The organism is Variovorax sp. SG517 (genome assembly GCF_013376045.1).
Lineage (GTDB): Bacteria > Pseudomonadota > Gammaproteobacteria > Burkholderiales > Burkholderiaceae_C > Variovorax.
In genome coordinates, this window is record NZ_JABMJG010000009.1 from 1 (window position 1) to 22,378 (window position 22,378).

A 22,378-nucleotide genomic window follows, 5' to 3' on the forward strand; every position below is an offset into this window, starting at 1 on the left:
TTTTCGATAGGCATCTACGGCCTCCAGCTTCTGTTTGTCCGTGTACTTCACCATTCCGACTCCTTGGGTTCGTCCAGGTTTCGGGGGTCAGTTCAATCCCCCATGGACATCACCCCCTTCACCCCCGCCGACGCCGCACGCCGCGCGCGCCTGGAAATGCCCATGCTCTACGCCTGGCTCAAGCCCGACGAGGCTGTGCAGGCCGCCATCGCCGAGCACCGCGCGCAGTGGGTCTGGCGCATGCAGCCAAAGCCCAGCTTGCCCAAGCCGAACCGGTTGCACATGACGCTGTGCCACATCTCGCCGCAGGGCGATGCCGCCGTCGAAGGCATCCGGCAGGCATTGGCCGAGCTGCGCATGGAAGAGGGCTTCGATCTGCTGCTGGACTGGTCCGGCGTCTGGCCGCACAACGGCATCGCCGTCGTGCGCCCGCAGCCGAACGTCGCGCTCGACCGGTTGCAGCAAGCCGTGGTGCGTCAGCTCGCGCCGTGGCTGTCGGGTCGCCACGATGACTGGGCGCCGCACATCACCATCGCCCGCAAGGCGTCAGGGGCCGCCGCGCCGGCCATGCCGCCTGTTCGCTGGCCGGTGCGCGAGTTTCAGTTCGTGCGTTCGTGGCTGAAGACGCGGCCTGTGTGGCACGAGGTGCTGGCGTCCTATCCGCTTCAGTGCATTTAGCAAGGCCGGCGACTCGGCTTGACCTCTATAAGCGCTGGTTGAGGGGTTTCGAGTGGACAACTACGCGCTTCGTGCTCCTGAGGAGGAGCGGCATGTGCGGTAGCTGCGTCAAAGACAATTGCGAGACGAAAAATTTCTGGAGGAAGAATGCGACTCCCTGTGCTCGCCGCTCTCATCGCTTGTGCAACGACCTCATTGGCCGCTGCCGCTAAAGAGGACCTGGTCTATTTCCACGGCCTTGGTGCCGAAGGTTGCGACAAGCACATCGCATGGCGGAGAAACAAGGACGTCGTCTATGAGGACGGCATTGTTCAGTGGTCATGGGGCTTCATCAGCGCTTTCAACAACGTGGCGCGGATACAGACGCCAAACAAGGCTCTTCCCCCCACGAAGGTGCTTGCGTATCTAGACAAGTACTGCCGAGATCATCCTCTGGAGCCGGTCTATGGAGGCGTCGAAGACTTGATCACGGAACTTGGTGGTCGGCGCTAGGCTTGGACGGCGGAGGGCGCCTAAGCCGTCACAACTCTATTGCTCTTGGCGCTTGAGTTAAATGCCGTTGTCGCGCCAGACGGCACGTGCGCGTGGACAAAGAAGAAAGCGATCTCCATGGAAGACTGGATTGTTCTGAATGACTGGAATCCGAGTGAGCAGACGCTCCGGAAATGGGCGTACGACGAGCGCATCCAACTTGCCGATCAAGACGCCGACTTGGTTCTGCATGAAGAGGAGTATTTGCCGCTGCTTCTCGAACTCGCGGACGACCCGTCCTGTCCCCGGTCTTCCGAGATTCTGGGCACGTTGGACTTTTACCTGATGTTCCTGGTTCTTCGGGGAGTTGAAGAACACATTCGCATCGTGGAGAAGGCAGTGGCCCTTGCAAGGTCCGCGAAGACCGCGCCTGTGATTGAGTGGCGGCAGCTGCAGGAGCGCCGACTCCGCTATAGGGCCGGTGCGGGGCCGCTCAGTCGGGAGCAGGCCGTGGCCGCCGCACGGGATTTGCTGATCGGCATCGATCGCATTGCCGAATTGAAGGTCGTGGACGAGAACCCGAAGACGTGGGAAATTGAACTGTCCGTTCCTCCATCGCACCGCTATCGAGACCGGCTGTCGTTTGACAAGGCCACGGGAGTATTTCGGTTCTCCCGATAGCCGCTATTTAGCGGGGCCGTGTCACAGCGTCTATCGCTGCGGCATGTCCTTGACCGAATACCCCAGGCTCACAGTCGCATCCTCCGGAATCGCCGGCATCGTCGCATTCCAAGCCTGCCAATCCGCCCGCATCGCAGCCAGTCGCTCCGGCTCCTTCTTCGCCAGGTTCGCCCGCTCGCGTTCGTCGCCGGGAATGTTGAACAGGTACTCGTTGCCGTCGACCTTCAGGTACTTCCAGTCGCCGTCGCGCAGCGCCTCTTGCCCGCGATGGTTCATGCGCCAGTGCAGCGGGCGGCGGAAGCTCTTCGATGCGTCCTTCAGCACGGGCATGAGCGAGACGCCGTCCAGCGGATAGTCCGGGTGCGCGGCCACGCCGGCTGCGTCGAGCATGGTGGCGGACCAGTCCATGGTCATGCACAGCTGGGTGCTCTCGCCGCCCTTGGCGATCACGGCGGGCCAGTGGGCGATCCATGGCACGCGGATGCCGCCTTCGGTCAGGTCCATCTTGCCGCCCACCAGCGGCCAGTTGTCGGAGAAGCGTTCGCCGCCGTTGTCGCTGGTGAACACGACCAGGGTGTTGTCGGCCATGCCGTGCTTCTTCAGCGCGCTCATGATCCAGCCGATGCCTTCGTCCATGTGATGGATCATGCGGCGGTACACGTGGATGTTGCCGCCGGCCAGGTCGAACAGGTTGTCCTTGATGTTCGGGGCCTTGGCCGCGTCGTCGCGGGTTTCCCAGGGCCAGTGTGGGGCGGTGTAGTGCAGGCTCAGGAAGAAGGGGGCGTCGTCCTCTTTCTTCTGGAGCTCCGACATGCGCTCGACGTAGTCGACGGCGCGCTTCGAAAGGATGTCGGTGAGGTAGCCGTCTTCCTGCTTGTCTTCCTCGCCAAACCACAGGTCGTGGCGGCCGGTGGAGTCGCAGTGGGTGAAGTAGTCGACGCCGCCCGACATGGGGCCGAAGAATTCGTCGTACCCCGAGCGCAGCGGGCCGAAGCTGGGCGGGTAGCCCAGGTGCCACTTGCCGATGAGGGCGGTCTGGTAGCCGCTGGCCTTCAGCAGCGAGGGCAGGGTGGGGTGGTCGGTGGGCAGGCCCAGGGTGGTGCTGCCGCGGCTGCGGCTGTTGATGGGCTCTTCGGCCGCGCCGCGCAGGCGGTACTGGTAGCGGCCGGTGATCATGCCGAAGCGCGTGGGCGAGCACACGGGCGAGTTCGAGTAGCCCTGGGTGAGCTTCAGGCCGTTGGCGGCCAGGCCGTCGAGCACGGGCGAGACGGGGCCGAACGCCGCATCGCGGCCGCCGTAGCAGCCGAGGTCGGCATAGCCGAGGTCGTCGGCCACGATGAAGATGATGTTGGGTCTGGTCATAAGTTGATCGCGCCTTCGAGGCTAGGGGTCTGTTCGGGGAACACCGCGGAACCGGCTCTGCCGGGCCGCCGGTGTTGCCCCCTGCAAGGGGGTTGGCGAAGCGACACGAAGTGCGCGAAGACTGGGGGTTTGCTTAAGGTTGATAACCGGACTTCTGCACCACGGGCGCCCACTGCGCGCGGTAGGCCTTGAGCATCGCGGCGGTCTGCGCCTGGGTGCTCACCACGGGCGTCATGCCCGAGTCCTTGAACTTGCGCTGGGTGTCGGCGTCCTGCATGACTTCGCGGATCACGACTGCCAGGCGCTCGACCTTTTCCTTGGGCATGCTGGCCGGCGCGAAGAAGGTGTTCCAGCCGGTGGCGGCGAGGTCGAGGCCGGCTTCCTTGAAGGTGGGCACGTCGGGCACGAAGGGCGAGCGCTTGGCGCCCGAGATGGCGAGGATGCGCGCCTTGCCCGCGGTGTGCTGGGGCACGACCACGTCTTCGGTGTCCACCGCGATCGGAATCTGCCCGCCGATCAGGTCGTTCAGCAGCGGGGCCGAGCCGCGGTAGCCGATCACCTGGGTCGGCACCTTGGCCTTCTCGCCCACCATGAGGCCGAAGAAGTGCGGCAGGCTGCCGGTGGCCGGCACGCCCACGTTGGCCTGATTGGGGTTGGCGCGCATCCAGGCCAGCAGGTGGTTCAGCTCGCGCACGGGCAGGGTGGGCGACACGGCGAGCGCGAAGTTGTAGTCGTTGACGTACGACACGGGCACGAAGTCGTGGTCGGGGTCGTAGTTGTTGTCCTTGAAGACCAGGGGCGCCACGATCATCACGGCCGGGTTGGCGAGCATCAGCACGTTCTGGCTGGCGGGGGTGGTCTTCACCTGTTGCGCAGCGAGGCGGCCGCCGGCGCCGGGCTTGTTGTCGACCACCACGGGCACGCCCAGGCGGGCGGTGAGCTTGTCGCCCACGATGCGCGCCACGCGGTCGGTGGCGCCGCCGGGGGCATAGCCCACCACGATGCGCAGGGGCGTGTCGAACTTCACCTCGGCGGCCGCGGCGCCGCCAGCGAAAGCCGTCGCGAGGCCGGCAATGGCCAGCAGGCCGGCAAGGCGGCGGGTGATGGAGAGGGATGGGGTCGGCAGCATGGTGAGCAGGTCCTTGTTTCGTCGTTCAGGCGAGGGCTATCGATGGCAATCGAGTATGGCCGCGGGATCCGCAGTTGCGGACGATTCTGAAGAGACCGCGCTCGATTGATCAAATCAACCATTCACCGGACTTACCCTTCCTCCGCTGCAGTTCTGGCTGCACCTGCCTGCCCGCTGCGGTCTCTTTCAGTCGACCTTCATGCCGGTCGCCTTCACGATGCGGCCGTAGCGCGCCTGGTTGGCGGCCAGGTGCTCGCTGGCGGCGGTGCCGGTTTCTCCCAGCGGCACCATGTCGAGCGAGGCCAGTCGCGACTTGATCTCGGGCAGCGCCATCGCCTTCTGCAGCGCGGTGCGCAGCGTCTGCGCCACGGGTTCGGGCGTGCCGGCCGGCAGCATCGAGACATAGAGCACCTCGAATTCCAGGCCCTTCAGGCCCAGTTCGCCCACGGTCGGCACCTGGGGCAGCAGCGGAGAGCGTTGCTTGCCGGTCACGGCCAGGGCGCGCAGCTTGCCCGACTGCACCTGCGGCAGCAGGCCCGGCGTGGCGAGGATGCCGGCCTGCACCTCGTCGCCCATCAGCGCCAGCACGGCGGGGGCGTTGCCCTTGTAGGGCACGTGGGTGATCTTCGCGCCGGTGTCGCTGGCGAAGATCTCTGCGGCGATGTGGCCCGGGCTGCCGTTGCCGGCCGAGCTGAAGGTGGCGGGCTCGGCCTTGGCCTGGGTAATGAACTCGGGCAGCGTCTTCGCCTTCACGCCGGGCGCCACGCCGAAGGCGAGGCCCGAGGAGCTGAAGATCATCAGCGGCTTCAGGTCCTTGGCCGCGAAGGGCATCGAGGCGTACAGGTGCGGGTTGATGGTGAAGGTGCTGTCGATGCCCAGCAGCACCGTGTAGCCGTCGGCCGGGCTCTTGGCGACCAGGTCGGCGCCGATGTTGCCGCCCGCGCCGGGGCGGTTGTCGACGATGAAGGGCTGCTTCAGGTCTTTCTGCAGCGCGTCTGCCAGCGCGCGGGCGAGGATGTCGATGGGTCCGCCCGCCGGAAAGTTGACGAGCAGCCGCACCGCCTTGGCGGGGTAGGGCGCGTCGGCGGCAAATGCCTGCGTGGGCGCGCCGGCGCCGAAGGCGAGGGCGGCGCAGGCCGCCAGGGCAGCGGCGAGGCGGCGGCGCGTGCCGCCGAAGGAGTTGCTGGGCGAACCGGTGGTCATGTCGTCTTGTCTCCGTTGTCCGGGCAACTCTAGGTGCGCGGCAGGGGCGGCACAACTGAAAGCTCTTCTGCCAGCTATTCCTGCTGGTTATATTGGAGCGGCCACTTTCCTGAGGAAACGCCGTGTCAGACATGAACTTTGGGCGCCTGAAGATGCGCCACCTGCAGTGCCTCGTGATGGTGGCGCAGGAGCGCAACCTGGTGCGCGCGGCCAAGGCGCTGTCGCTCACGCAGCCGGCCGTCTCCAAGACGGTCGCGGAGCTGGAAGAGATCGTCGGCCGCCAGCTGCTGCTGCGCCGCCGGCGCGGCGTGGAGCTCACGCCGGCTGCCGAGGTGCTGGTGCGCCATGCCGTCTCGGCGCTGCGCGGTCTGCGCGAGGGCCTGGGCCTGGCCATGGACCAGCCCGAGGCCGACCAGCTCCGGGTGGCCGTCGGCGCGCTGCCGAACATGGTGGCCAACCTGCTGCCCGAGGCCGTGGCCACGCTGCATGAATCACAGCCGGCGCTGCGCGTGCGCGTGGTGAGCGGCACCAACGCGCAGCTGATGACGCAGCTGCGCCAGGGCGAGATCGACCTCGTGCTCGGCCGCCTCGCGCAGGCCTCTGCCATGGCCGACCTGGCCTTCGAGCAGCTCTACAGCGAGCCGCTGCTGCTGGTGGCGCGGCCCGGGCATCCGCTGGCGGCTCGGCGCAAGCCGCCGCTCGACGCGCTGGCGGGCCATCCGCTGGTGCTGCCGGTGTCGGGCACGCTGATACGGCACACGGCCGATGCCTTTCTGATTGCGCAGGGCATGGCGCTGCCCGGCCGGCTGGTGGAAGCGACGGACACCAGCTTCGTGCTGGGGTTGCTTCAGCGCTGCGATGCGGTGTGGTTCGCGCCGCAGGGAGCGGTCGAAGGGCTGGTCGAGCGCGGCGAACTCAAGCGGCTGGCCATCGACACCTCCAGCACCGAGGGGCCGGTGGGGCTCACCATGCGGCGCGGCGACGAGCCGGCCGAAGGCGCCCGGCTGCTGATCGAGGCCATCCGCGAGATCGTGGCGGCGAGGCACCGCACGGCCGAGGGAGTGCCCGCATGAGCGGCAGCGAAAAGACGATGCCCGCCGAGCGCCAGTCGCTGGTCGACGCCCTGCGCGGCTTCGCGTTGCTGGGCATCCTCGTCGTCAACATCGCGAGCTTCTCCTCCACGTACTACGGCGCGGGCATTCCCGACCCGATGGCGCAGTCGGTGCTCGAACGCGCGGCGCTGCTGGTGCGCACGCTGGTGTTCGAGACCAAGTTCTACCTGCTGTTCTCCTTCCTCTTCGGCTACAGCTTCACGCTGCAGATGCAGTCGGCCGAGCGCGGCGGCAAGGCTTTCGCGCCGCGCATGGGGCGACGGCTGGTGGGGCTGTGGGTGCTGGGGCTTGTGCACGCGGTGGTGCTGTACCACGGCGACATCCTCACCACCTATGCGGTGCTGGGGGCGGTGCTGCTGGCGCTGCGTCGGCGCGGCGACGTTTTCATGGCGCGCGCCGCGGTGTTCCTGGTGCTGGCGACTTCGCTGCTGTGGGCGGGCATCGGCTACCTGCTGGTGACGGCGGGCGCGCCCAACGACACGCGCACCGCCTACATGGATGCCGTCGCGGCGCTGGCGGCATATCGCGGGACGCCGTTCACGGTGATCGTGCAGCACCTGCGCGAGCTCTCGCAGATCTGGTGGATCACCGGGCTGGTGCAGGCGCCGACGGCGCTGGCGATGTTCTTTGCGGGCTTCATCGCGGGGCGGCGCGAGTTGTTCGCCAACGTCGATGCGTATCGGCCGCTGTTCAAGCGACTGCTGCGCTGGGGGCTGGTCATCGGGCTGCCGGGCGCGGCGGTGTACGCCTTTCCTTCGATCCGGCTGGACAACCCGGTGCGCGAGCTCTATGGCCTCGCGGCCACGCTGCTCACCGCCCCGTTCCTCACGGCGGCCTACGCGGCCGGCCTGGTGCTGCTGATGCTGTCGCCGCGCGGCCGGGTGCTCGAAGCCATGCTCGCACCGGCAGGCCGCATGGCGCTGACCAACTACCTGACGCAGTCGCTGGTGTGCGCGTGGCTCTTCCTGGCCTACGGGCTGCGCTGGATCGGCACCATGGGCCCGCTGGCCGCCACCGGCATCGCCTTCGCGATCTTCGCGGCGCAGCTGGTGCTGAGCCGCTGGTGGCTGGGCCGCTTCGTCTATGGGCCGGTCGAGTGGCTGCTGCGCGCGTTCACGAACCTGGAGCTTCCGCCGATGCGGCGAAAGGCGGTGGCGCAGGCTCAGCGCGGCAGCAGCGTCGACAGCTGATAGACCGCAAAGGCCAGCAGGATCGCGCCCGACAGGCGGTTGATCGACTGCATGGTCTTGGCACTGAGCTTGTGTCGCACCGACGACACCATCGTCGACAGTCCCAGCCACCACAGCGCGGAGCCCAGGAACACGCCGAGCACCACGGTCGCGGCCTGGGTGCCGCCCGTGGTGTGGCCGGTGGAGATGGAGGCGAACACCGCGACGAAGGACAGGATCGTCATCGGGTTCGCCAGCGTCAGCACGAAGACCGAGAGCGTGGCCTTCAGCGGCGTGGTGGCGTCGGCGGCCTGCCGGGCCTGCGTGGCGACCGGCGCGCGAAGCAGCTGCACGCCCATCCACGCGAGGAAGGCCGCGCCGCCCAGCGCCAGCGGCACGCGCGCCGCCACCATCGAGGCGATGACGGCCGACACGCCCAGCGCACCGATGGCGCCGTAGAAGGCGTCGGCCAGCGCGGCGCCGAGCCCGCTGAGAAAGCCGATGGTGCGGCCGTGCGCGAGGGTGCGCTGGATGCACAAGAGGCCGATGGGGCCGACAGGTGCCGCGATGGAGAGCCCGATGACGAGGGCCTTGAGGAAGAGGGTAGAGTCCATTTGTAAATTGTCTTTACCACGTCGCCTGATGAAAATGGCGAAGCTCAGGCGGAATGCGCTTTCCGCCTTAAATTCAAGACGAATCGATCGGCTGAAGCCTGAAATCCATGGAAATCGACAGCAAGAACTGGCAGATCCTCGAAGTGCTGCAGGCCGATGCGCGCACCTCGCTCACCGCGCTGGCGCGGCAGGTGGGCCTGTCGGTGCCCTCGACCTCGGAGCGCGTGAAGCGGCTCGAAGAAGCCGGCGTGCTCGCCGGCTATCGCGCCGTGGTGCCGCCGCGCAACGTGGGCTACACGGTGATGGCGCTCGTGGGCATCACCACGCCGCAGCCCGAGAAGGCGCGGCTGCTGAAGCTGCTCGAGGGCAGGCGCGAGGTGCTCGAGTGCTTCCACGTGACGGGGCAGGACTCGTACGTGCTGAAGGTGGCGGCGCGCGACATCGAACACCTGGAGGCCTTCGTGAGCAGCATCAACCACCTGGGCGAGACGCGCACGTCGATCGTGATGTCGGTGCCTATTCCGGCGCGCGCCATCGCCGCGCCCGAACCGGAAAAGCCGCCGCGCCGCTAACCCGGAGGCAGCGGCCGCGACCAGAGCCAGGCCAGCACGCAGGCCATGCACCCGATGGCCAGCGCGGCCAGCCACGCACGGTGCGCGGTGAAAGAGACGATCACTGCGCAAACCGCCATCGTCACGGTCGCGCTCCACTTGGCGCGCCGGCTCACGGTGCGGCCGTTGGCCCAGTTGTGCAGCAGCGGGCCGAAGAGGCGGTGGTTCAGCAGCCAGGCATGCAGCCGGGGCGAGCTGCGCGCCGCGGCCCATGCGGCCATCAGGATGAACACCGTGGTCGGCATGCCGGGCACGATCACGCCGATGAGGCCCAGCACCAGGCACAGCACCGCAAAGGCATAGAGCAGCGCTCGCGTGAGCGCGGACTTGCGTTCAGGGGCTGGGGCCGGCTCGGGCTTCAAGACAGGATCAGGCCGGGGCCTGCCCTTGTTGCGGCGGCTGCGGCGGCTGTTCGCGCTCGGGCAGCCCGTCGGCCGAGATGCGCATCTTCGGCAGGAACTGCGGGTACTCGCGCTGCATGAAGTCGATGAGGCCTTCGCGCACGCTGCAGCGCAGGTCGAAGGTCAGGCCCGAGGTGGCGGCGGTGCAGAGCACGCGGATCTGCATCGTGCGCTCGGTGGCGTCGGTCACGCGCAGGTTGAAGAAGCGGCCGTCCCATTCGGGGGCGGCCTTCACGATGCGCTCGACCTCGGCGCGCAGCGGCGCGAGCGGCATGCCGTAGTCGACGTAGATGAACACCGCGCCCAGCAGCTGGGCCGAATGCCGCGTCCAGTTCTGGAAGGGCTTCTCGATGAAGTAGGTCAGCGGCAGGATCAGCCGGCGCTCGTCCCAGATCTTCACGACCACGAAGGTGCCGGTGATCTCCTCGACGCGGCCCCACTCGCCCTCGACCACCAGCACGTCGTCGATGCGGATGGGCTGCGCCAGCGCGATCTGCAGCCCCGCGATGAGGTTGCTGAACACCGGCTTGGCCGCCAGACCGGCCACGATGCCGATCACCCCGGCAGAGGCCAGCAGGCTCGCGCCCACCTGGCGCGCGCCCGGAAAGGTCATGAGCATCATCGCGCCGCCCGCCACGACCACCACGGTCATCGCGGTGCGCGCGAGCACGCGCGTCTGCGTGAGCACGCGGCGGGCCTGCAGGTTGTCGGCGATGTCGGAAGGGTGCTGCGCGAGCACGCCGTCGGCGAAGCCGCTGATGGCCTTCACCGCGAGCCAGGTGGTGGCGGCGATGAGCAGCAGGCCGGTGAAGTGCCGAACGTTGCCGATGAAGCGCAGGTCGTCCGGCGCGCCCTGCCACACCATGGTGAGCGCCACCAGCGGGAACACGAGCCGGGCGGGCGCCCTGCAGTTGACCACCATCGCATGGATGGCCGGCGCGGGGCGGGTGATCCGCCTGAGCACCAGGCCGACGATGCGGTGGGCAAGAAGAGAGAGGGGAACTGCGATCAGTGCGGCAAGCCAGGTGCCGAACCAGGGATGGGCGAGTATCTCTTTGGTCATCAGGCGGGAGTCGTCTTCGCTTGTTCTGTTGTCTCGTTCAGAGGTTGAAGAATGCGCGCCGCGTCGTCGCGCAGCTGCGTGGCGAGTGCCGTGGCCAGGTCGAGCCGGCGAAGCAGCCAGGGGCTGATGTCGTTGTCGAACGGGTCGGGCAGGGGGATCGGGCCGCCGACCGTGGTCGAACCGGCACTCTCGGGGTGGGAGGGACCGGTGGTTGGAATGGTTCCGATGGCCGCCTCGATGCGCTGCGCGGTGCGGCCGATGGGGCCTTCCACCTCGGCCGGCGTGAGGCGGTCGCGCCGCAGCACCAGCATCGACTTCACCGCGCTGAGCTGCGCGAGCAGCTGGTAGCTGTGGGCCTGCAGGTGTTCGAGTGGCTCCAGCGGCGGCTGCACCGCGCGCGGCTCCGACAGCGAGCGCTGCGTGGCCTGCACCAGCGCCGAGAGGCTGTCGTAGGCCTCGCGGCGCGCGAGGCGCCATTCGAGCTCGGGGCTGCTGTCGATGGCCTTGAGCTGGCCCAGGCCCAGCGCCAGCCGCGCATGGCGGGCCTGCGCGGTGAGCACGCGCGCGACCAGCGCCGGAAGCTGCGTGCGCTCCCACGAGGGCAGCACATAGCAGAAGGCCCAGGCGAGCGCGGCGCCGATCAGCGTGTCGGCGATGCGCTCGAAGAGCGCGAAGATAGGCGCCACGCCCACGTTCAGCATGTGGGCCTGCACCAGGCCCAGCACGGTGGCGGCCACCGCGGTAATGAGGTAGCGCCGCACCGCGAAGCTGTGCGCGATGGCCTGCGACACCGTGACGATGACCAGCAGCATCAGGGCCGACGGATGCGCCGACAGCAGCCCCACCGCGAGCACGCAGCCCAGCAGCGTGCCGGCCACGCGGGCGTTGCGCCGCTCCAGCGTCTGCGAGAGGCTGCCGCGCAGCACCACCACGATGGTCAGCAGGATCCAGTAGTCGTGCGAGCCCCACGGCATCGACACCGCGATGGCATAGCCGGCCGCGATGGCCAGCGCGGCGCGAATGGCGTGGCGCAGCGGCGGCTGGTCCCAGCTCCAGAGCGTGAAGAAGGGGCGCAGCGACCAGTCGGTGGGGCTCACGAAGAGCTGCCAGTTGGCGCGCACCACGGCCAGGTTGGGCTCGACGTCGCCGCGCGCCATGGCCGACAGGCGCAGCACCTCGTCGTTGATGTGGCCGATGCGGCTGGCCAGCCCGCGCGCGAGCATGGCCGCGGTGGGGCCGATGTGGCCGCCGCCCTCGGCGCTGTCGTCGGCCGAGACGTGGATGGCTGCCAGGCGCGGGCGGCGGTCGGGCACCGCGTCGGGCTGGCGGCCGAACATGAGCGCGTCGGCCAGGGCGATGGTCTCGTCGGCCAGCTCCTCGAGCACGCGGCGCATCTCGATGAGCGCCTCGGCGTGCGCGGGGTGTGCGCGCAGGGTGTCGAGGTCGAGCTCGCTGGCCAGCAGTTGGTCGCGCATCTCGAGCACGATCACGAGCATGGCCGCCAGCCGCTGGCGGCGCGGGGTGCGCGGCGATTCGAGCACGATGTCGCGCGTGGCCTGCAGCTGGTCGGCCAGCGCGGCCTGCTCGCGCAGCAGCCGGCCCAGCATGGGGGCGGGAACGTCGCGCACGTCGCGGGTCTCGTCCTGCGGCAGGAACTGGCTGGCCTCGGTGCGCATGAGCGCGGCCAGCGAATACAGCACGTCGGCGATCGACTGCGTGCGAAAGCGCCCGTTGAGCGCCAGGTTGGCCAGCGTGGCCCAGATCACGTACAGCCCCGCGCCCAGCCCGAAGTGCCAGGTGCGCTCGATGACGTCGGCCATGCCGGCGGGCGCCTGCGTGGCCATGGAGAACACCATCGAGAACATCACCGCGATGGCGATCGGGATGCCCCGCTTGCCCCAGGCCATGGCCAGGAAGGCCATGAAGGTGGCGGGCACCAGCAGCAGCCCCAGGCGGATGGGGGCGCTGTGCAGCATCTGCACCGCGAAGAACAGCGGCAGCCCGATGAGCGGCGCCGGCAGCATCTGCAAAAACTTGCCGCGGCGCGGGCCGGGCAGGTCGGGCGGCGCGGTGACGATCACGCCGGTGGCGGCGGTCGAGGCCGCGAGGGTGCCCAGCCACAGGTGGATGCCGCCGGAGATGAAGAGCAGGCCCAGCGCGACGGTGAGCCCGCTCGCGACATAGTGGCTCAGCGCGACGCGCAGAGCGGCTCGGACCCGGGGCGCGGTGCTGCTGGGCCCCGGCATCGTCACTTGGCGGAGGAGTTGCCTTGGGAAGGGGCGCCGTTGGCGGGCGCTTCGCGGCGCACGCGCGTGAGCTTGCGGGGCGCGGGAGGCGCGGCGGCAGGGGCCGGGGCTTCGGCGGCCTCGTCGGCAAAGCCCGTGACCGTGCTGCGGGCGTAGAGGTCGGCGGAGGCGTCGTCCGTGCCCGCGCTCGCCTTGGTGGAGGCCGACACGGCGCGAACGCGGTCGCTGGCGCGCAGCTTGTCGTCCACGTTGGCGAACTTGGAATACTTGGCGAGCAGCGGCACCAGCTGTCCGTACACGCGCGGGGCGCCGGCCAGGCATTCGCGCTGGTCGATGAACTCCGGCTCGCCCGTGAAGTTGCCGATCAGGCCGCCGGCCTCGGTGACCAGCAGCGAGCCCGCCGCCACGTCCCAGGGGTTCAGGCCGGTCTCGAAGAAGGCGTCGGTGAAGCCCGCGGCCACGTAGGCCAGGTCGAGCGCGGCGGCGCCGGGGCGGCGCAGGCCGGCGGCGCGGGGCATCATGTCCGCCATGATGGCCAGGTACTGCTTGAAGTTGTCGCCGGTGCGGAAGGGGAAGCCGGTGGAGATCAGGCACTCGTTGAGGCGGGTGCGCTTCGAGACGCGGATGCGGCGCTCGTTCATGTAGGCGCCGCGGCCCTTGGTGGCGGTGAACAGGTCGTTGCGGGTGGGGTCGTACACCACGGCCTGCTCGATCTTGCCGCGCACCGACAGCGCGATCGACACGCAATAGACCGGGAAGCCGTGGATGAAGTTGGTGGTGCCGTCCAGCGGATCGATGATCCAGACGTAGTCGGAGTCCTTGGCGCCGTACTGGCTGCCCGATTCTTCCGCGAGGATGCCGTGCCCCGGGTACGCGCCGAGCAGCGTCTCGATGATCGCTTGCTCGCTGGCGTGATCGACTTCGGTGACGAAGTCGTTGACCTGCTTCTGGGAGATGCGCACGGCCTCCACGTCGAGGGCGGCGCGATTGATGATGGCGCCAGCGGCGCGTGCGGCCTTGACGGCCACGTTGAGCATGGGATGCAGGTTGGGGGACGACATTGGATTGTGGGAAGAACGGTGGGGAGGGCCCCCGGAGACGGCCCGGCGATGCGGGCGGCGAGAATCGGGGGATTTTACCGGCTCCGCCCGTTAGTGTCCGCCAACCCTCCATGCGCACCCGTTTCATCCTGATCCAGACCAGCCACGCCGGCAACGTGGGCGCCGCCGCCCGCGCCATGAAGACCATGGGTTTTTCCGACCTGGTGCTGGTGGCCCCGCGCTGGGCCAACGTGCTGCGGCGCGAGGAAACCATCCAGCGCGCGAGCGGCGCGCTCGACGTGCTGGCCAACGCCCGCATCGTCGAGACGCTCGACGAGGCCCTCGACGGCGTGACCCACCTGTGCGCCACCGCCATGATCCCGCGCGACTTCGGCCCGCCCACGCGCACCCCGCGCGAGCACCTGGAGCCCCTGGCAAAACAGGGCGACCAGCACGTGGCCTTCCTGTTCGGCTCCGAGCGTTTCGGCATGCGCAACGAGGACGTCTACCGCTGCAACGTGGCGCTGAGCATTCCCACCGACCCCAAGTTCGGCTCGCTCAACCTGGGCGCGGCCATCCAGGTGGTCGCCTACGAATGGCGGCTGGCGCTGGGCGGCTACGAGGTGCGCGAGGCCATCCAGCCCGTGCAGGCTGCCGACGCGCAGGCCGTGGCCGGCATGCTCGACCACTGGGAGCGCTCGCTGGTGGAGATCGGCTTCCTCGACCCCGAGGCGCCCAAGAAGCTCATGCCCAGGCTGCAGCAGCTCTTCAACCGGGCGCAGCCCACGCCGGAGGAGATCCACATCCTGCGCGGCATCGCCAAGGCGATGAGCGACGCGACCCGGCCGCCCAGGGGAGACAAGGGCGACAAGGGCGGAAAGGCCCCCGGGAACGACTAAAACCTTATCGTTCGTACGCGAAGACACGCGGCCTTAGACTGCGCGGCCCCTATCGATATAACGACAACAGACAGAAGGCATAAGGCAGCGATGTTCTCCAGACTGCGCGCCGACATCCGGTGCATCCTCGAACGCGACCCGGCCGCCCGAAGCGCCTGGGAAGTGATCACGGTCTATCCCGGCTTCCACGCCGTGGTGCTGCATCGCTGGGCGCATGCCTGTTGGACCCATGGCTTCAAGTGGCCCGCGCGCTTCATCGCGCACTGGTCGCGCTGGTTGACCGGCATCGAGATCCACCCCGCCGCCAAGATCGGCGAGCGCGTGTTCTTCGACCACGCCATGGGTGTCGTCGTGGGCGAGACGGCCGAGATCGGCGACGGCTGCACCATCTACCAGGGCGTGACCCTGGGCGGCACCTCCCTCTACAAGGGCACCAAGCGGCATCCGACGCTGGGGCGCAACGTGGTGGTGGGCGCAGGCGCCAAGGTGCTCGGCGGCTTCGTGGTGGGCGACGGCGCCAAGGTGGGCTCGAACGCGGTGGTCACCAAGCCGGTGCCCGCGGGCGCCACGGCGGTGGGCAACCCGGCGCGCATCATCGAGGCTGAAGCCGCCGCGCGGCGCGAGGAAACCGCCTCGCGCATGGGCTTCTCCGCCTACGGCGTGACGCAGAACGACGACCCGCTGAGCCAGGCGCTGCGCGGCCTGATCGACAACGCTTCGGGCCAGGAACACCAGATCGCGCTGCTGTGGCAGGCCATCGAGAAGCTGTCGGCCCAGCCGGGCAGCAGGGACTGCGTGCCGGGCGACGCCGCGCGCGACGAGAGCTTCGAGGCGGACAAGCTCACGCAGCTGATCGGCAAGTAGGCAGGTCGACCGGTCAGCCGCCGCGCTTGGCCGGCGCGTGCAGCGCGCCATGCACGTGGCCCGCGTGCTGCCCGAAGGTCTCGGGCGCGAGCGCGGCTGTATCCAGCTCCTGCAGGATGCCGCAGGCGTTCGCCGATTCGGGGCCGCAGCACTGCTGGCGCAGCGCCTTCAGCTGCTTCTCCAGCGTCTTCAGCTCGGCGATGCGCGCGGCCACGTGGCCGATGTGGTCGTCCAGCAGCTGGTTGACCTCGCCGCAGTCTTCCTGCGGCGCGTCGCGGAATTTCAGCAGGCTGCGGATCTCGTCGAGCGTCATGTCCAGCGAGCGGCAGCGGCGGATGAAGCCCAGGCGCTGGGCGTGGTCCTCGTCGTAGATGCGGTAGTTGCCGTCGGTGCGCGCGGGCTCGGGCAGCAGGCGCTCGCGCTCGTAGTACCGGATGGTTTCGACCGGCGTATTCGCGGCCTTGGCCAGTTCACCGATTTTCATGATGCGGCAAATGAAAGGGTGGAGATGGGTGGTTGACTCTACACCTGCTTCAGGGTTTCCAATCGATTCCATGACGAACCAGAACGCCCTGAACCCGCCCGTGCCGCCCGTGCCGCGCTCGCACGCGCACTCTCATCCGCATGCACACGAGGAGGGGCACGGCCACGATCACGGCCATGAACATGACCACGCGCACGAGCACGCGAAGGCCAAGACGGCCGACGCCTGCTGCGGCTGCAGCAGCACCGCCAGCCACGGCCCGATTCCTCTGGCGCCCGACGTAGGTGACGTGCCCAAGGGCGCCTTGCTCTTTCGCATTCCCACCATGGACTGCGCGGTGGAAGAGTCCGAGATCCGCCGCGCGCTGGAGCCCATTGCCGGCGTCAAGGCGCTGCGCTTCCGCCTCGGTGAGCGCACCATGGCCATCACCACCGACGACGGCGTGCTGCCCGATGCGCTGGCCGCCATCCGCAATGCCGGCTTCAAGCCCGAGCCGCTGAATGCGCCGGGCGCGCAGGCCGCTCCTGCAGCACCCGCGAAGATCGCCGGCATGAGCGCCGGCCTGGCGCGGCTGGTCGCGGCGCTGGTGCTGGCCGTCGCGGCCGAGTCGGTCTCTTTCATGGGGCTGGAGGGCCGGGGCTTCATGGTGTTCGAGATGGCGCTGGCGCTGGGCGCCATCGGCCTCGCGGGCCTCGATACCTACAAGAAGGGCTTCGCGGCGCTGGTGCGCGGCCGCCTGAACATCAACGCGCTGATGGCGGTGGCCGTCACCGGCGCATTCATCATCGGCCAGTGGCCCGAGGCCGCGATGGTGATGGCGCTCTACGCCATTGCCGAACTCATCGAAGCCCGCGCAGTGGACCGCGCGCGCAACGCCATCCAGAGCCTGCTGGCCCTCGCGCCCGAGCAGGCCGAAATCAAGCAGGCCGACGGCAGCTGGAAGACGGTGATGGCGAGCGAGGTGCCGCTGGAGGCCATCGCGCGCATCCGCCCCGGCGGTCGCGTGCCGCTGGACGGCATCGTCACCGAAGGCACCAGCGCCATCGACCAGGCGCCCGTCACCGGCGAGAGCATTCCGGTCGACAAGACCATCGGCGATCAGGTGTTCGCCGGCACCATCAACCAGACCGCCGCGCTCGAATTCCGCGTGACGGCCGTGGCCGCCAACACCACGCTCGCGCGCATCATCCACGCGGTCGAGGAAGCCCAGGGCTCGCGCGCGCCCACGCAACGCTTCGTCGACAGGTTCGCCGCCATCTACACGCCCGCCGTCTTCGTGCTGGCGCTGGCCGTCGCGGTGCTCACGCCGTTCCTGATGGACTGGACCTGGACGCAGGCCATCTACAAGGCGCTGGTGCTGCTGGTCATCGCCTGCCCGTGCGCGCTCGTCATTTCCACGCCGGTCACGGTGGTGAGCGCGCTGGCCTCGGCGGCACGGCGCGGCATTCTCATCAAGGGCGGCACGTACCTCGAAGAGGCGCGCAAGCTCAAGGCGGTGGCGCTCGACAAGACCGGCACCATCACCGAAGGCAAGCCGAAGCTGGTGGAGTCGTCGCTGGTCGGCGATTCTTCGGCCGGCAACCAGGCGGCGGTGTTCGCCATTGCCGCCAGCATCGCGGGCCGCTCCGACCACCCGGTGTCCAAGGCGATTGCCGAAGGGCTCAAGGGCGAGCAGGGCGAAGTCGCCGACTTCACCGCGCTGCCCGGCCGCGGCGTGCAGGCCGCGCATGAGGGGCAGGTCTACGTGCTGGGCAATCACCGCTTGATCGAGGAGCGGGGCCTCTGCATGCCGTCGCTCGAAGCCGAGCTCCAGCGCCACGAGGAGGCCGGCCGCACCGTCACGCTGCTGGCGTCCGACAAGGCCGTGCTCGCGCTGTTCGCCGTGGCCGACACCATCAAGGAATCGTCGCAGGCGGCGGTGGCCGAACTGCGCTCGCTCGGCGTGGTGCCGGTGATGCTCACCGGCGACAACACCGCCACCGCCAGGACCATCGGCGCCCACGCCGGCATCGAGGACGTGCGCGGCAACCTGCTGCCCGAGGAGAAGCTCGACGCCGTCAAGGCCATGCAGCAACGCTACGGCGCGGCCGCGATGACCGGCGACGGCATCAACGACGCCCCCGCGCTCGCCCGGGCCGACATCGGCTTCGCGATGGGCGGCGCCGGCACCGACACCGCGATGGAAGCGGCCGACGTGGTCATCATGAACGACGACCTGCGCCGCATTCCCGAAACCATCCGCCTCTCGCGCCGCGCCCACTCGGTGCTGTGGCAGAACATCACGCTCGCGCTGGGCATCAAGGCCGTGTTCTTCGTGCTCGCCGTGTTCGGCAGCGCGACGATGTGGATGGCGGTGTTCGCGGACATGGGTGCGAGCCTGCTGGTGGTGGCCAACGGACTGCGGTTGATGCGCGCGCCGAAGTGAGGGAACGGGCAGGCTGGGAGGGCAGCCGGGAGGGCAGGCCCGGCTGGCTCCGCGACATGGCTTGGGACTAACATAGGCCGGGTTTCCGTTCCCCAGCCAGAGTCCTTCGATGTCCGTCACCTCGCTCCTGCTGCAGCTCATCGTCATCCTGGTCACCGCGCGCCTGTGCGGCTGGATCCTTCGCCACGTCGGCCAGCCCGGCGTGGTCGGCGAGATGGCGGCGGGCCTGATGCTCGGGCCGGTGGTGATGGGGGCGCTCTTTCCCTCGCTGCACGCGCAGCTGTTCTCCAAGGAATCGCTGCAGGGGCTGTCTTCCCTTTCCACGCTGGGGCTGGTGCTCTTCATGTTCGTCGTCGGCCTGGAGCTGCGGGCTTCCAAGGGCGTGCGCGAGCAGCTGCGCTCGGCGGGCTACGTGGGCGTGCTGAGCGTGGTCGTGCCGATGGCGCTGGGCATCGCGATCGCGCCGGCGCTGCATCCCACGCTCGCGCCGGCCGGCGTGGCCTTCTGGCCCTTCGCGCTGTTCATCGCGGCGGCGCTGTCGATCACCGCCTTTCCGGTGATGGCGCGCATCCTGAAGGACCGCGGCATGACGCGCACGCCTTTCGGGCAGCTCTCGCTGAGTGCGGCGGCCGTGGTCGACGTGTTCGCCTGGATCCTGCTCGCGGTGGTGATCGCGCTGGTCGGCGCGGGCGAGGGCTACCAGGGACTGCTGAAGACCACGCTGGGCATGGCGGTGGTGCTGGCGGCGCTGTTCCTCGGGCTCAAGCCGGCCTTCGCGTGGCTGCTGCGCGTGAAGGCGCCCGAGGGCGAGCCTTCGACAACCGTGATGGCGGCGCTGATGATCGGCCTGCTGGCGACCTCGCTGGTCACCGAGTGGCTGCATCTTCACGCGGTGTTTGGCGCATTCCTGTTCGGCGCCTGCCTGCCGCGCGACGACCGCCTGCTGAAGTCGCTCACCGAGCGCATCGAGCCGATCTCCATCGTGGTGCTGATGCCGCTCTTCTTCGCGCTCGCCGGCCTGGGCACCACGGCCAACGCCTTCTCGGGGGCGAGCCTGGGCGCGATGCTGCTGATCGTGGGCGTGGCCACCGTGGGCAAGATCGCCGGCGGCGCGGCCGGTGCGCGCATGGCGGGCTACGGATGGCGCGACAGCCTAGCCACCGGTTCGCTGATGAATGCGCGCGGACTGATGGAACTCATCGTCATGAAGATCGGCCTCGACGCGGGCCTCATCGGCCCTGAGCTCTTCACCATGCTGCTGGTGATGGCGCTGGCCACCACCGCAATGACGGGGCCGCTGATCAACCTGTTCATCGGCCGCAAGCAAGCGGTAGCGGCAGACGCCGCGCACGCGAAGCCCTGAATTCGATCAGCGCTTCGCCACGGTGAAGCCGATGCGCGTCTCGCCGCCCCGGCTCGCGGCGAACACCCGCCCGCCGTGCATGCGAGCGATGGCTTCCACGATCGACAGGCCCAGCCCGTGGTGGCGCGTCGAGCCGTCGCGGGCCCGCGCGGCGCGGTAGAAGCGCTCGAACAGGCGGGGCAGGGCGGCAGGGGCGATGGGCTCGCCCTTGTTGACCACGGCCACGGCGAACTCGGTCGCGCTTTCCTCGCCGATCTCGATGCGTATCGTCGAAGCGGGCGTGGCAAAGCGGATCGCGTTGCCCAGCAGGTTGAAGAGCGCGCGGCGTACCAATGCGGCATCTACGTCGGCCATGGCGTCGCCGCGCACCTCGGCGCGCAGGCCGGCTTCCTCGAGCATGGCGTCGTAGAAGTCGATCACGTCCGTGGCCTGCGCGGCCAGGCTCGTCACGGCCCGGGTGCGCATCGGCGCGCCGCGCTCGGCCTGCGAGAGGAACAGCATGTCGGTGACGATGCCGGAGAGCCGCCCGACCTCCTCGAGGTTAGATGCGAGCACGGTCTGCAGCTCCTCGTTGCTGCGTGGGCGCGTGAGCGCGAGTTCGGTGGAGCCGATCAGGTTGGCCAGCGGCGTGCGCAGCTCGTGTGCCACGTCGGCGTTGAAGGATTCGAGCTGCACGTAGGCGCGCTGCACCCGCAGCAGCAGGGCGTTGAACTGGGTGATCCAGGGGCGCAGCTCTTGTGCGAAGTCGTCGGCGTCGATGGGCTGGTTGGCCTTGTCGGGCGCCATCGCGGCGGTGCGCTCGGTGAGCGTCTTCAGGGGCTTCAGGCCGCGGCGCACCAGCCACATGCCCGTGAGCGAAACCAGCGCGGTGCCCAGCACCACGGCGCCCAGCAGGGTCCACGCCAGGCGGCGCAGCAGCTGGGCTTCCTGCGCGGTGTTCACGCCGATGCGCACCGCGAGCTGGGTGGTGGCGCCGGCCTGCGTCCAGGGCACCTGCAGGTCGCGCAGCATCCACTTGCCGCCGGCCGTGGGGCGCGATTCGAAGAGCTGCCTGCCGCCGGCGGAGATCGACAGGGTCACGTCGTCCTGCATCGAGAAGAAGTCGTCGAGCTTGTGGCGCAGGAAGACGAGGTCGCCGCCTTTTTCCGCCTCCTGCAGCAGGTGCTGCACCAGCTCGGCCTTGTTGGAGAGTTCCTCTTCCTGCTTCTGTCCGAAGTTCCAGGCCGTGACCAGATAGATGGCGAAGCAGATCACGCTCAGCCCGAACAGGGTCTGCGCGGCGAGCCAAAGCGACAGCCGGCTCTGCAGGGATCGCGGCCGGGCGCTCAATGCCAGGAGCGGTCTTCGAGCACGTAGCCCATGCCCCGCACGGTGTGCAGCAGCTTCACCTCGAACGGATCGTCGAGCTTGCTGCGCAGCCGGCGGATGGCCACCTCGACCACGTTGGTGTCGCTGTCGAAGTTCATGTCCCACACCTGCTCGGCGAGCGTGGTGCGCGAGAGGATCTGCCCGCGCCGGCGCAGCAGCACCAGCAGCAGCGTGAACTCCTTGGCGGTGAGGTCCAGCCGCGTGCGGTTGCGCATGCACTTGCGGCTGACGAGATCGACCTCCAGGTCGGCCAGCCGCAGCACGGTGGATTCCTGCGGCTTGCCGCGGCGCAGCAGGGCCTGAACGCGCGCCAGCAGCTCGGAGAAGGAGAAGGGCTTGACGAGGTAGTCGTCGGCGCCCTGCTGGAGGCCCTGCACGCGGTCTTCCACCTTGTCGCGCGCCGTGAGCACCAGCACAGGCACGTTCTTCGTGCGCCGGATGGCCTGCAGCACGGCGAAGCCGTCGATGCCGGGCAGCATCACGTCGAGAAGGATCAGCGCGTAGTCTCCCTCGGTGGCGAGGTACTTCCCCTCGATGCCATCGCGGGCTATGTCGACGACGTAGCCGTTCTCCTCCAGGCCCTTCTTGAGGTAGTCGCCCAGCTTGGGCTCGTCTTCGATGACAAGGATTCGCATCTTCGGATGGTATCGAAGCACTTCCGATACGGGGGTTACGTTTCGGTAATCCTGCTGACAGACAAAGCCTCGCCCCGTGGTCGTACATTGCGCCGGCCCGCATTGTTCAGGGCCTGCGCCTTGCAGGGCCATTGCCCAAATGCCCGATGCAGGCCGCCGATATACTTTTTGCCTCCATGCGCCGCTGGTTCCTCATCCTCATGCTCGTCCTGCTGCCGTTCCAGTTCAGCTGGGCGTCGGCATCGGCGTACTGCCAGCATGAGCGCGACACGCGGCCCGACCACTGGGGCCATCACGAAAGCGAGACGCGCGGCACCGACCGCAGCCACAGCGGCGAAGGCGCGCAGAAGAACTCGAGCACCCAGCCCAACGCCGTTGTCGGCGATTGCGCGGTCTGCCATTTCGGCCACGCCCAGCATGCTGACGCGCTGGACGAGCCGGCGCAGTCGGCAGCGCACGAGGCGCAGCCGCTGCGCTCGACGCCCGACGAGCGCTTCGCCTCGCATGTCTCCGACGTTCCGGTCCGCCCCGACTGGTCTCTCGCCTCCTGATTCGGCGAG

General features: G+C 68.8%; 22 protein-coding genes. 11 read left to right on the top strand and 11 right to left on the bottom strand.

Annotation, left to right across the window (positions count from 1 at the left end; translation table 11 throughout):
* Positions 1 to 102: 102 nt before the first annotated feature.
* The 3 genes from FHT32_RS25010 to FHT32_RS25020 all read left to right on the top strand — a co-directional run bounded on the left by FHT32_RS25010 (position 103) and on the right by FHT32_RS25020 (position 1,830).
* Entirely contained in the window at positions 103 to 678 is a 576-nt protein-coding gene (locus FHT32_RS25010) for a 2'-5' RNA ligase family protein (RefSeq protein WP_176667296.1), read from the top strand.
* Positions 679 to 825: 147 nt separating this feature from the next.
* Complete coding sequence (locus FHT32_RS25015) at positions 826 to 1,170, top strand: hypothetical protein (RefSeq protein ID WP_176667297.1); 345 nt, start codon at positions 826 to 828, stop codon at positions 1,168 to 1,170.
* A 117-nt stretch (positions 1,171 to 1,287) separates the two neighbouring features.
* Positions 1,288 to 1,830, top strand: coding sequence for a hypothetical protein (locus FHT32_RS25020; RefSeq protein ID WP_176667298.1), 543 nt, complete (start codon positions 1,288 to 1,290; stop codon positions 1,828 to 1,830).
* A 30-nt stretch (positions 1,831 to 1,860) separates the two neighbouring features.
* Here FHT32_RS25020 and FHT32_RS25025 read toward each other — a convergent pair whose 3' ends face one another.
* The 3 genes from FHT32_RS25025 to FHT32_RS25035 all read right to left on the bottom strand — a co-directional run bounded on the left by FHT32_RS25025 (position 1,861) and on the right by FHT32_RS25035 (position 5,524).
* Positions 1,861 to 3,192: a sulfatase gene (locus tag FHT32_RS25025; protein ID WP_176667299.1), complete on the bottom strand. Its 1,332-nt coding sequence runs from the start codon at positions 3,190 to 3,192 to the stop codon at positions 1,861 to 1,863.
* 133 nt (positions 3,193 to 3,325) lie between these two features.
* Positions 3,326 to 4,321, bottom strand: a complete 996-nt coding sequence (locus FHT32_RS25030; RefSeq protein ID WP_176667300.1) for a Bug family tripartite tricarboxylate transporter substrate binding protein — start codon at positions 4,319 to 4,321, stop codon at positions 3,326 to 3,328.
* Positions 4,322 to 4,507: 186 nt separating this feature from the next.
* A complete protein-coding gene (locus tag FHT32_RS25035) occupies positions 4,508 to 5,524 on the bottom strand; it encodes a tripartite tricarboxylate transporter substrate binding protein (protein ID WP_176667301.1) in 1,017 nt (338 codons plus the stop codon).
* A gap of 131 nt (positions 5,525 to 5,655) precedes the next feature.
* Here FHT32_RS25035 and pcaQ point away from each other — a divergent pair, with 131 nt between their 5' ends.
* Positions 5,656 to 6,597 carry a pca operon transcription factor PcaQ gene (pcaQ, locus tag FHT32_RS25040; RefSeq protein ID WP_176667602.1) on the top strand — a complete coding sequence of 314 codons (942 nt, stop codon included), beginning with the start codon at positions 5,656 to 5,658 and terminating at the stop codon, positions 6,595 to 6,597.
* Positions 6,594 to 7,826, top strand: a complete 1,233-nt coding sequence (locus FHT32_RS25045) for a DUF418 domain-containing protein (protein WP_176667302.1) — start codon at positions 6,594 to 6,596, stop codon at positions 7,824 to 7,826. Before pcaQ ends, FHT32_RS25045 begins: the two co-directional genes overlap by 4 nt.
* Here FHT32_RS25045 and FHT32_RS25050 read toward each other — a convergent pair.
* Entirely contained in the window at positions 7,799 to 8,419 is a 621-nt protein-coding gene (locus tag FHT32_RS25050; protein ID WP_176667303.1) for a LysE/ArgO family amino acid transporter, read from the bottom strand. The two genes, FHT32_RS25045 and FHT32_RS25050, sit on opposite strands and share 28 nt — an antisense overlap.
* Positions 8,420 to 8,526: 107 nt before the next feature.
* Between FHT32_RS25050 and FHT32_RS25055 the strand changes: the two genes are divergently transcribed.
* Positions 8,527 to 8,991: an Lrp/AsnC family transcriptional regulator gene (locus FHT32_RS25055; protein WP_176667304.1), complete on the top strand. Its 465-nt coding sequence runs from the start codon at positions 8,527 to 8,529 to the stop codon at positions 8,989 to 8,991.
* Here FHT32_RS25055 and FHT32_RS25060 read toward each other — a convergent pair.
* From FHT32_RS25060 to FHT32_RS25075, 4 genes are read right to left on the bottom strand one after another with little or no spacing between them, the layout of a single operon-like run.
* Positions 8,988 to 9,392 (bottom strand): YbaN family protein, encoded by a 405-nt coding sequence (locus FHT32_RS25060; protein WP_176667305.1) that lies wholly within the window; start codon positions 9,390 to 9,392, stop codon positions 8,988 to 8,990. The genes FHT32_RS25055 and FHT32_RS25060 overlap by 4 nt on opposite strands.
* A gap of 7 nt (positions 9,393 to 9,399) precedes the next feature.
* Positions 9,400 to 10,494, bottom strand: coding sequence for a mechanosensitive ion channel family protein (locus tag FHT32_RS25065; RefSeq protein WP_176667306.1), 1,095 nt, complete (start codon positions 10,492 to 10,494; stop codon positions 9,400 to 9,402).
* Positions 10,494 to 12,740, bottom strand: a complete 2,247-nt coding sequence (locus FHT32_RS25070) for an FUSC family membrane protein (protein ID WP_176667307.1) — start codon at positions 12,738 to 12,740, stop codon at positions 10,494 to 10,496. The genes FHT32_RS25065 and FHT32_RS25070 overlap by 1 nt, the downstream gene beginning before the upstream one ends.
* A gap of 2 nt (positions 12,741 to 12,742) precedes the next feature.
* On the bottom strand, positions 12,743 to 13,801 hold the full coding sequence (locus tag FHT32_RS25075) for an inositol monophosphatase family protein (protein ID WP_176667308.1): 1,059 nt from the start codon (positions 13,799 to 13,801) through the stop codon (positions 12,743 to 12,745).
* A gap of 110 nt (positions 13,802 to 13,911) precedes the next feature.
* On the opposite strand from FHT32_RS25075, the gene FHT32_RS25080 reads away from it, so the two are divergent.
* Positions 13,912 to 14,679, top strand: coding sequence for an RNA methyltransferase (locus FHT32_RS25080; RefSeq protein ID WP_176667309.1), 768 nt, complete (start codon positions 13,912 to 13,914; stop codon positions 14,677 to 14,679).
* A 57-nt stretch (positions 14,680 to 14,736) separates the two neighbouring features.
* Positions 14,737 to 15,543: a serine O-acetyltransferase gene (gene cysE, locus FHT32_RS25085; protein WP_371132256.1), complete on the top strand. Its 807-nt coding sequence runs from the start codon at positions 14,737 to 14,739 to the stop codon at positions 15,541 to 15,543.
* Between the two features lie 13 nt (positions 15,544 to 15,556).
* Here the strand turns inward: cysE and cadR are convergent, their stop codons facing one another.
* Positions 15,557 to 16,027: a Cd(II)/Pb(II)-responsive transcriptional regulator gene (cadR, locus tag FHT32_RS25090; RefSeq protein WP_176667311.1), complete on the bottom strand. Its 471-nt coding sequence runs from the start codon at positions 16,025 to 16,027 to the stop codon at positions 15,557 to 15,559.
* 70 nt (positions 16,028 to 16,097) lie between these two features.
* On the opposite strand from cadR, the gene FHT32_RS25095 reads away from it, so the two are divergent.
* Both FHT32_RS25095 and FHT32_RS25100 read left to right on the top strand, forming a co-directional pair.
* Positions 16,098 to 18,452: a cation-translocating P-type ATPase gene (locus FHT32_RS25095; protein WP_176667312.1), complete on the top strand. Its 2,355-nt coding sequence runs from the start codon at positions 16,098 to 16,100 to the stop codon at positions 18,450 to 18,452.
* A 109-nt stretch (positions 18,453 to 18,561) separates the two neighbouring features.
* Positions 18,562 to 19,815 carry a cation:proton antiporter gene (locus FHT32_RS25100; protein WP_176667313.1) on the top strand — a complete coding sequence of 418 codons (1,254 nt, stop codon included), beginning with the start codon at positions 18,562 to 18,564 and terminating at the stop codon, positions 19,813 to 19,815.
* Positions 19,816 to 19,821: 6 nt separating this feature from the next.
* On the opposite strand, the gene FHT32_RS25105 is transcribed toward FHT32_RS25100, so the two are convergent.
* Positions 19,822 to 21,144, bottom strand: a complete 1,323-nt coding sequence (locus FHT32_RS25105; RefSeq protein WP_176667314.1) for a heavy metal sensor histidine kinase — start codon at positions 21,142 to 21,144, stop codon at positions 19,822 to 19,824.
* The gene (locus tag FHT32_RS25110; RefSeq protein ID WP_176667315.1) at positions 21,141 to 21,818 is read right to left on the bottom strand and encodes a heavy metal response regulator transcription factor; all 678 of its coding nucleotides are present in this window, start codon (positions 21,816 to 21,818) and stop codon (positions 21,141 to 21,143) included. The genes FHT32_RS25105 and FHT32_RS25110 overlap by 4 nt, the downstream gene beginning before the upstream one ends.
* A gap of 176 nt (positions 21,819 to 21,994) precedes the next feature.
* Here FHT32_RS25110 and czcI point away from each other — a divergent pair, with 176 nt between their 5' ends.
* The gene (czcI, locus tag FHT32_RS25115) at positions 21,995 to 22,369 is read left to right on the top strand and encodes a cation efflux protein, CzcI family (RefSeq protein ID WP_176667316.1); all 375 of its coding nucleotides are present in this window, start codon (positions 21,995 to 21,997) and stop codon (positions 22,367 to 22,369) included.
* Positions 22,370 to 22,378 lie beyond the last annotated feature (9 nt).

Coding starts and splice junctions, on each gene's coding strand:
- FHT32_RS25010 (WP_176667296.1), top strand. CDS start 103: ATGGACATCACCCCCTTCACCCCCGCCGACGCCGCACGCCGCGCGCGC.
- FHT32_RS25015 (WP_176667297.1), top strand. CDS start 826: ATGCGACTCCCTGTGCTCGCCGCTCTCATCGCTTGTGCAACGACCTCA.
- FHT32_RS25020 (WP_176667298.1), top strand. CDS start 1,288: ATGGAAGACTGGATTGTTCTGAATGACTGGAATCCGAGTGAGCAGACG.
- FHT32_RS25025 (WP_176667299.1), bottom strand. CDS start 3,192: ATGACCAGACCCAACATCATCTTCATCGTGGCCGACGACCTCGGCTAT.
- FHT32_RS25030 (WP_176667300.1), bottom strand. CDS start 4,321: ATGCTGCCGACCCCATCCCTCTCCATCACCCGCCGCCTTGCCGGCCTG.
- FHT32_RS25035 (WP_176667301.1), bottom strand. CDS start 5,524: ATGACCACCGGTTCGCCCAGCAACTCCTTCGGCGGCACGCGCCGCCGC.
- pcaQ (WP_176667602.1), top strand. CDS start 5,656: ATGAACTTTGGGCGCCTGAAGATGCGCCACCTGCAGTGCCTCGTGATG.
- FHT32_RS25045 (WP_176667302.1), top strand. CDS start 6,594: ATGAGCGGCAGCGAAAAGACGATGCCCGCCGAGCGCCAGTCGCTGGTC.
- FHT32_RS25050 (WP_176667303.1), bottom strand. CDS start 8,419: ATGGACTCTACCCTCTTCCTCAAGGCCCTCGTCATCGGGCTCTCCATC.
- FHT32_RS25055 (WP_176667304.1), top strand. CDS start 8,527: ATGGAAATCGACAGCAAGAACTGGCAGATCCTCGAAGTGCTGCAGGCC.
- FHT32_RS25065 (WP_176667306.1), bottom strand. CDS start 10,494: ATGACCAAAGAGATACTCGCCCATCCCTGGTTCGGCACCTGGCTTGCC.
- FHT32_RS25070 (WP_176667307.1), bottom strand. CDS start 12,740: ATGCCGGGGCCCAGCAGCACCGCGCCCCGGGTCCGAGCCGCTCTGCGC.
- FHT32_RS25075 (WP_176667308.1), bottom strand. CDS start 13,801: ATGTCGTCCCCCAACCTGCATCCCATGCTCAACGTGGCCGTCAAGGCC.
- FHT32_RS25080 (WP_176667309.1), top strand. CDS start 13,912: ATGCGCACCCGTTTCATCCTGATCCAGACCAGCCACGCCGGCAACGTG.
- cadR (WP_176667311.1), bottom strand. CDS start 16,027: ATGAAAATCGGTGAACTGGCCAAGGCCGCGAATACGCCGGTCGAAACC.
- FHT32_RS25095 (WP_176667312.1), top strand. CDS start 16,098: ATGACGAACCAGAACGCCCTGAACCCGCCCGTGCCGCCCGTGCCGCGC.
- FHT32_RS25100 (WP_176667313.1), top strand. CDS start 18,562: ATGTCCGTCACCTCGCTCCTGCTGCAGCTCATCGTCATCCTGGTCACC.
- FHT32_RS25110 (WP_176667315.1), bottom strand. CDS start 21,818: ATGCGAATCCTTGTCATCGAAGACGAGCCCAAGCTGGGCGACTACCTC.
- czcI (WP_176667316.1), top strand. CDS start 21,995: ATGCGCCGCTGGTTCCTCATCCTCATGCTCGTCCTGCTGCCGTTCCAG.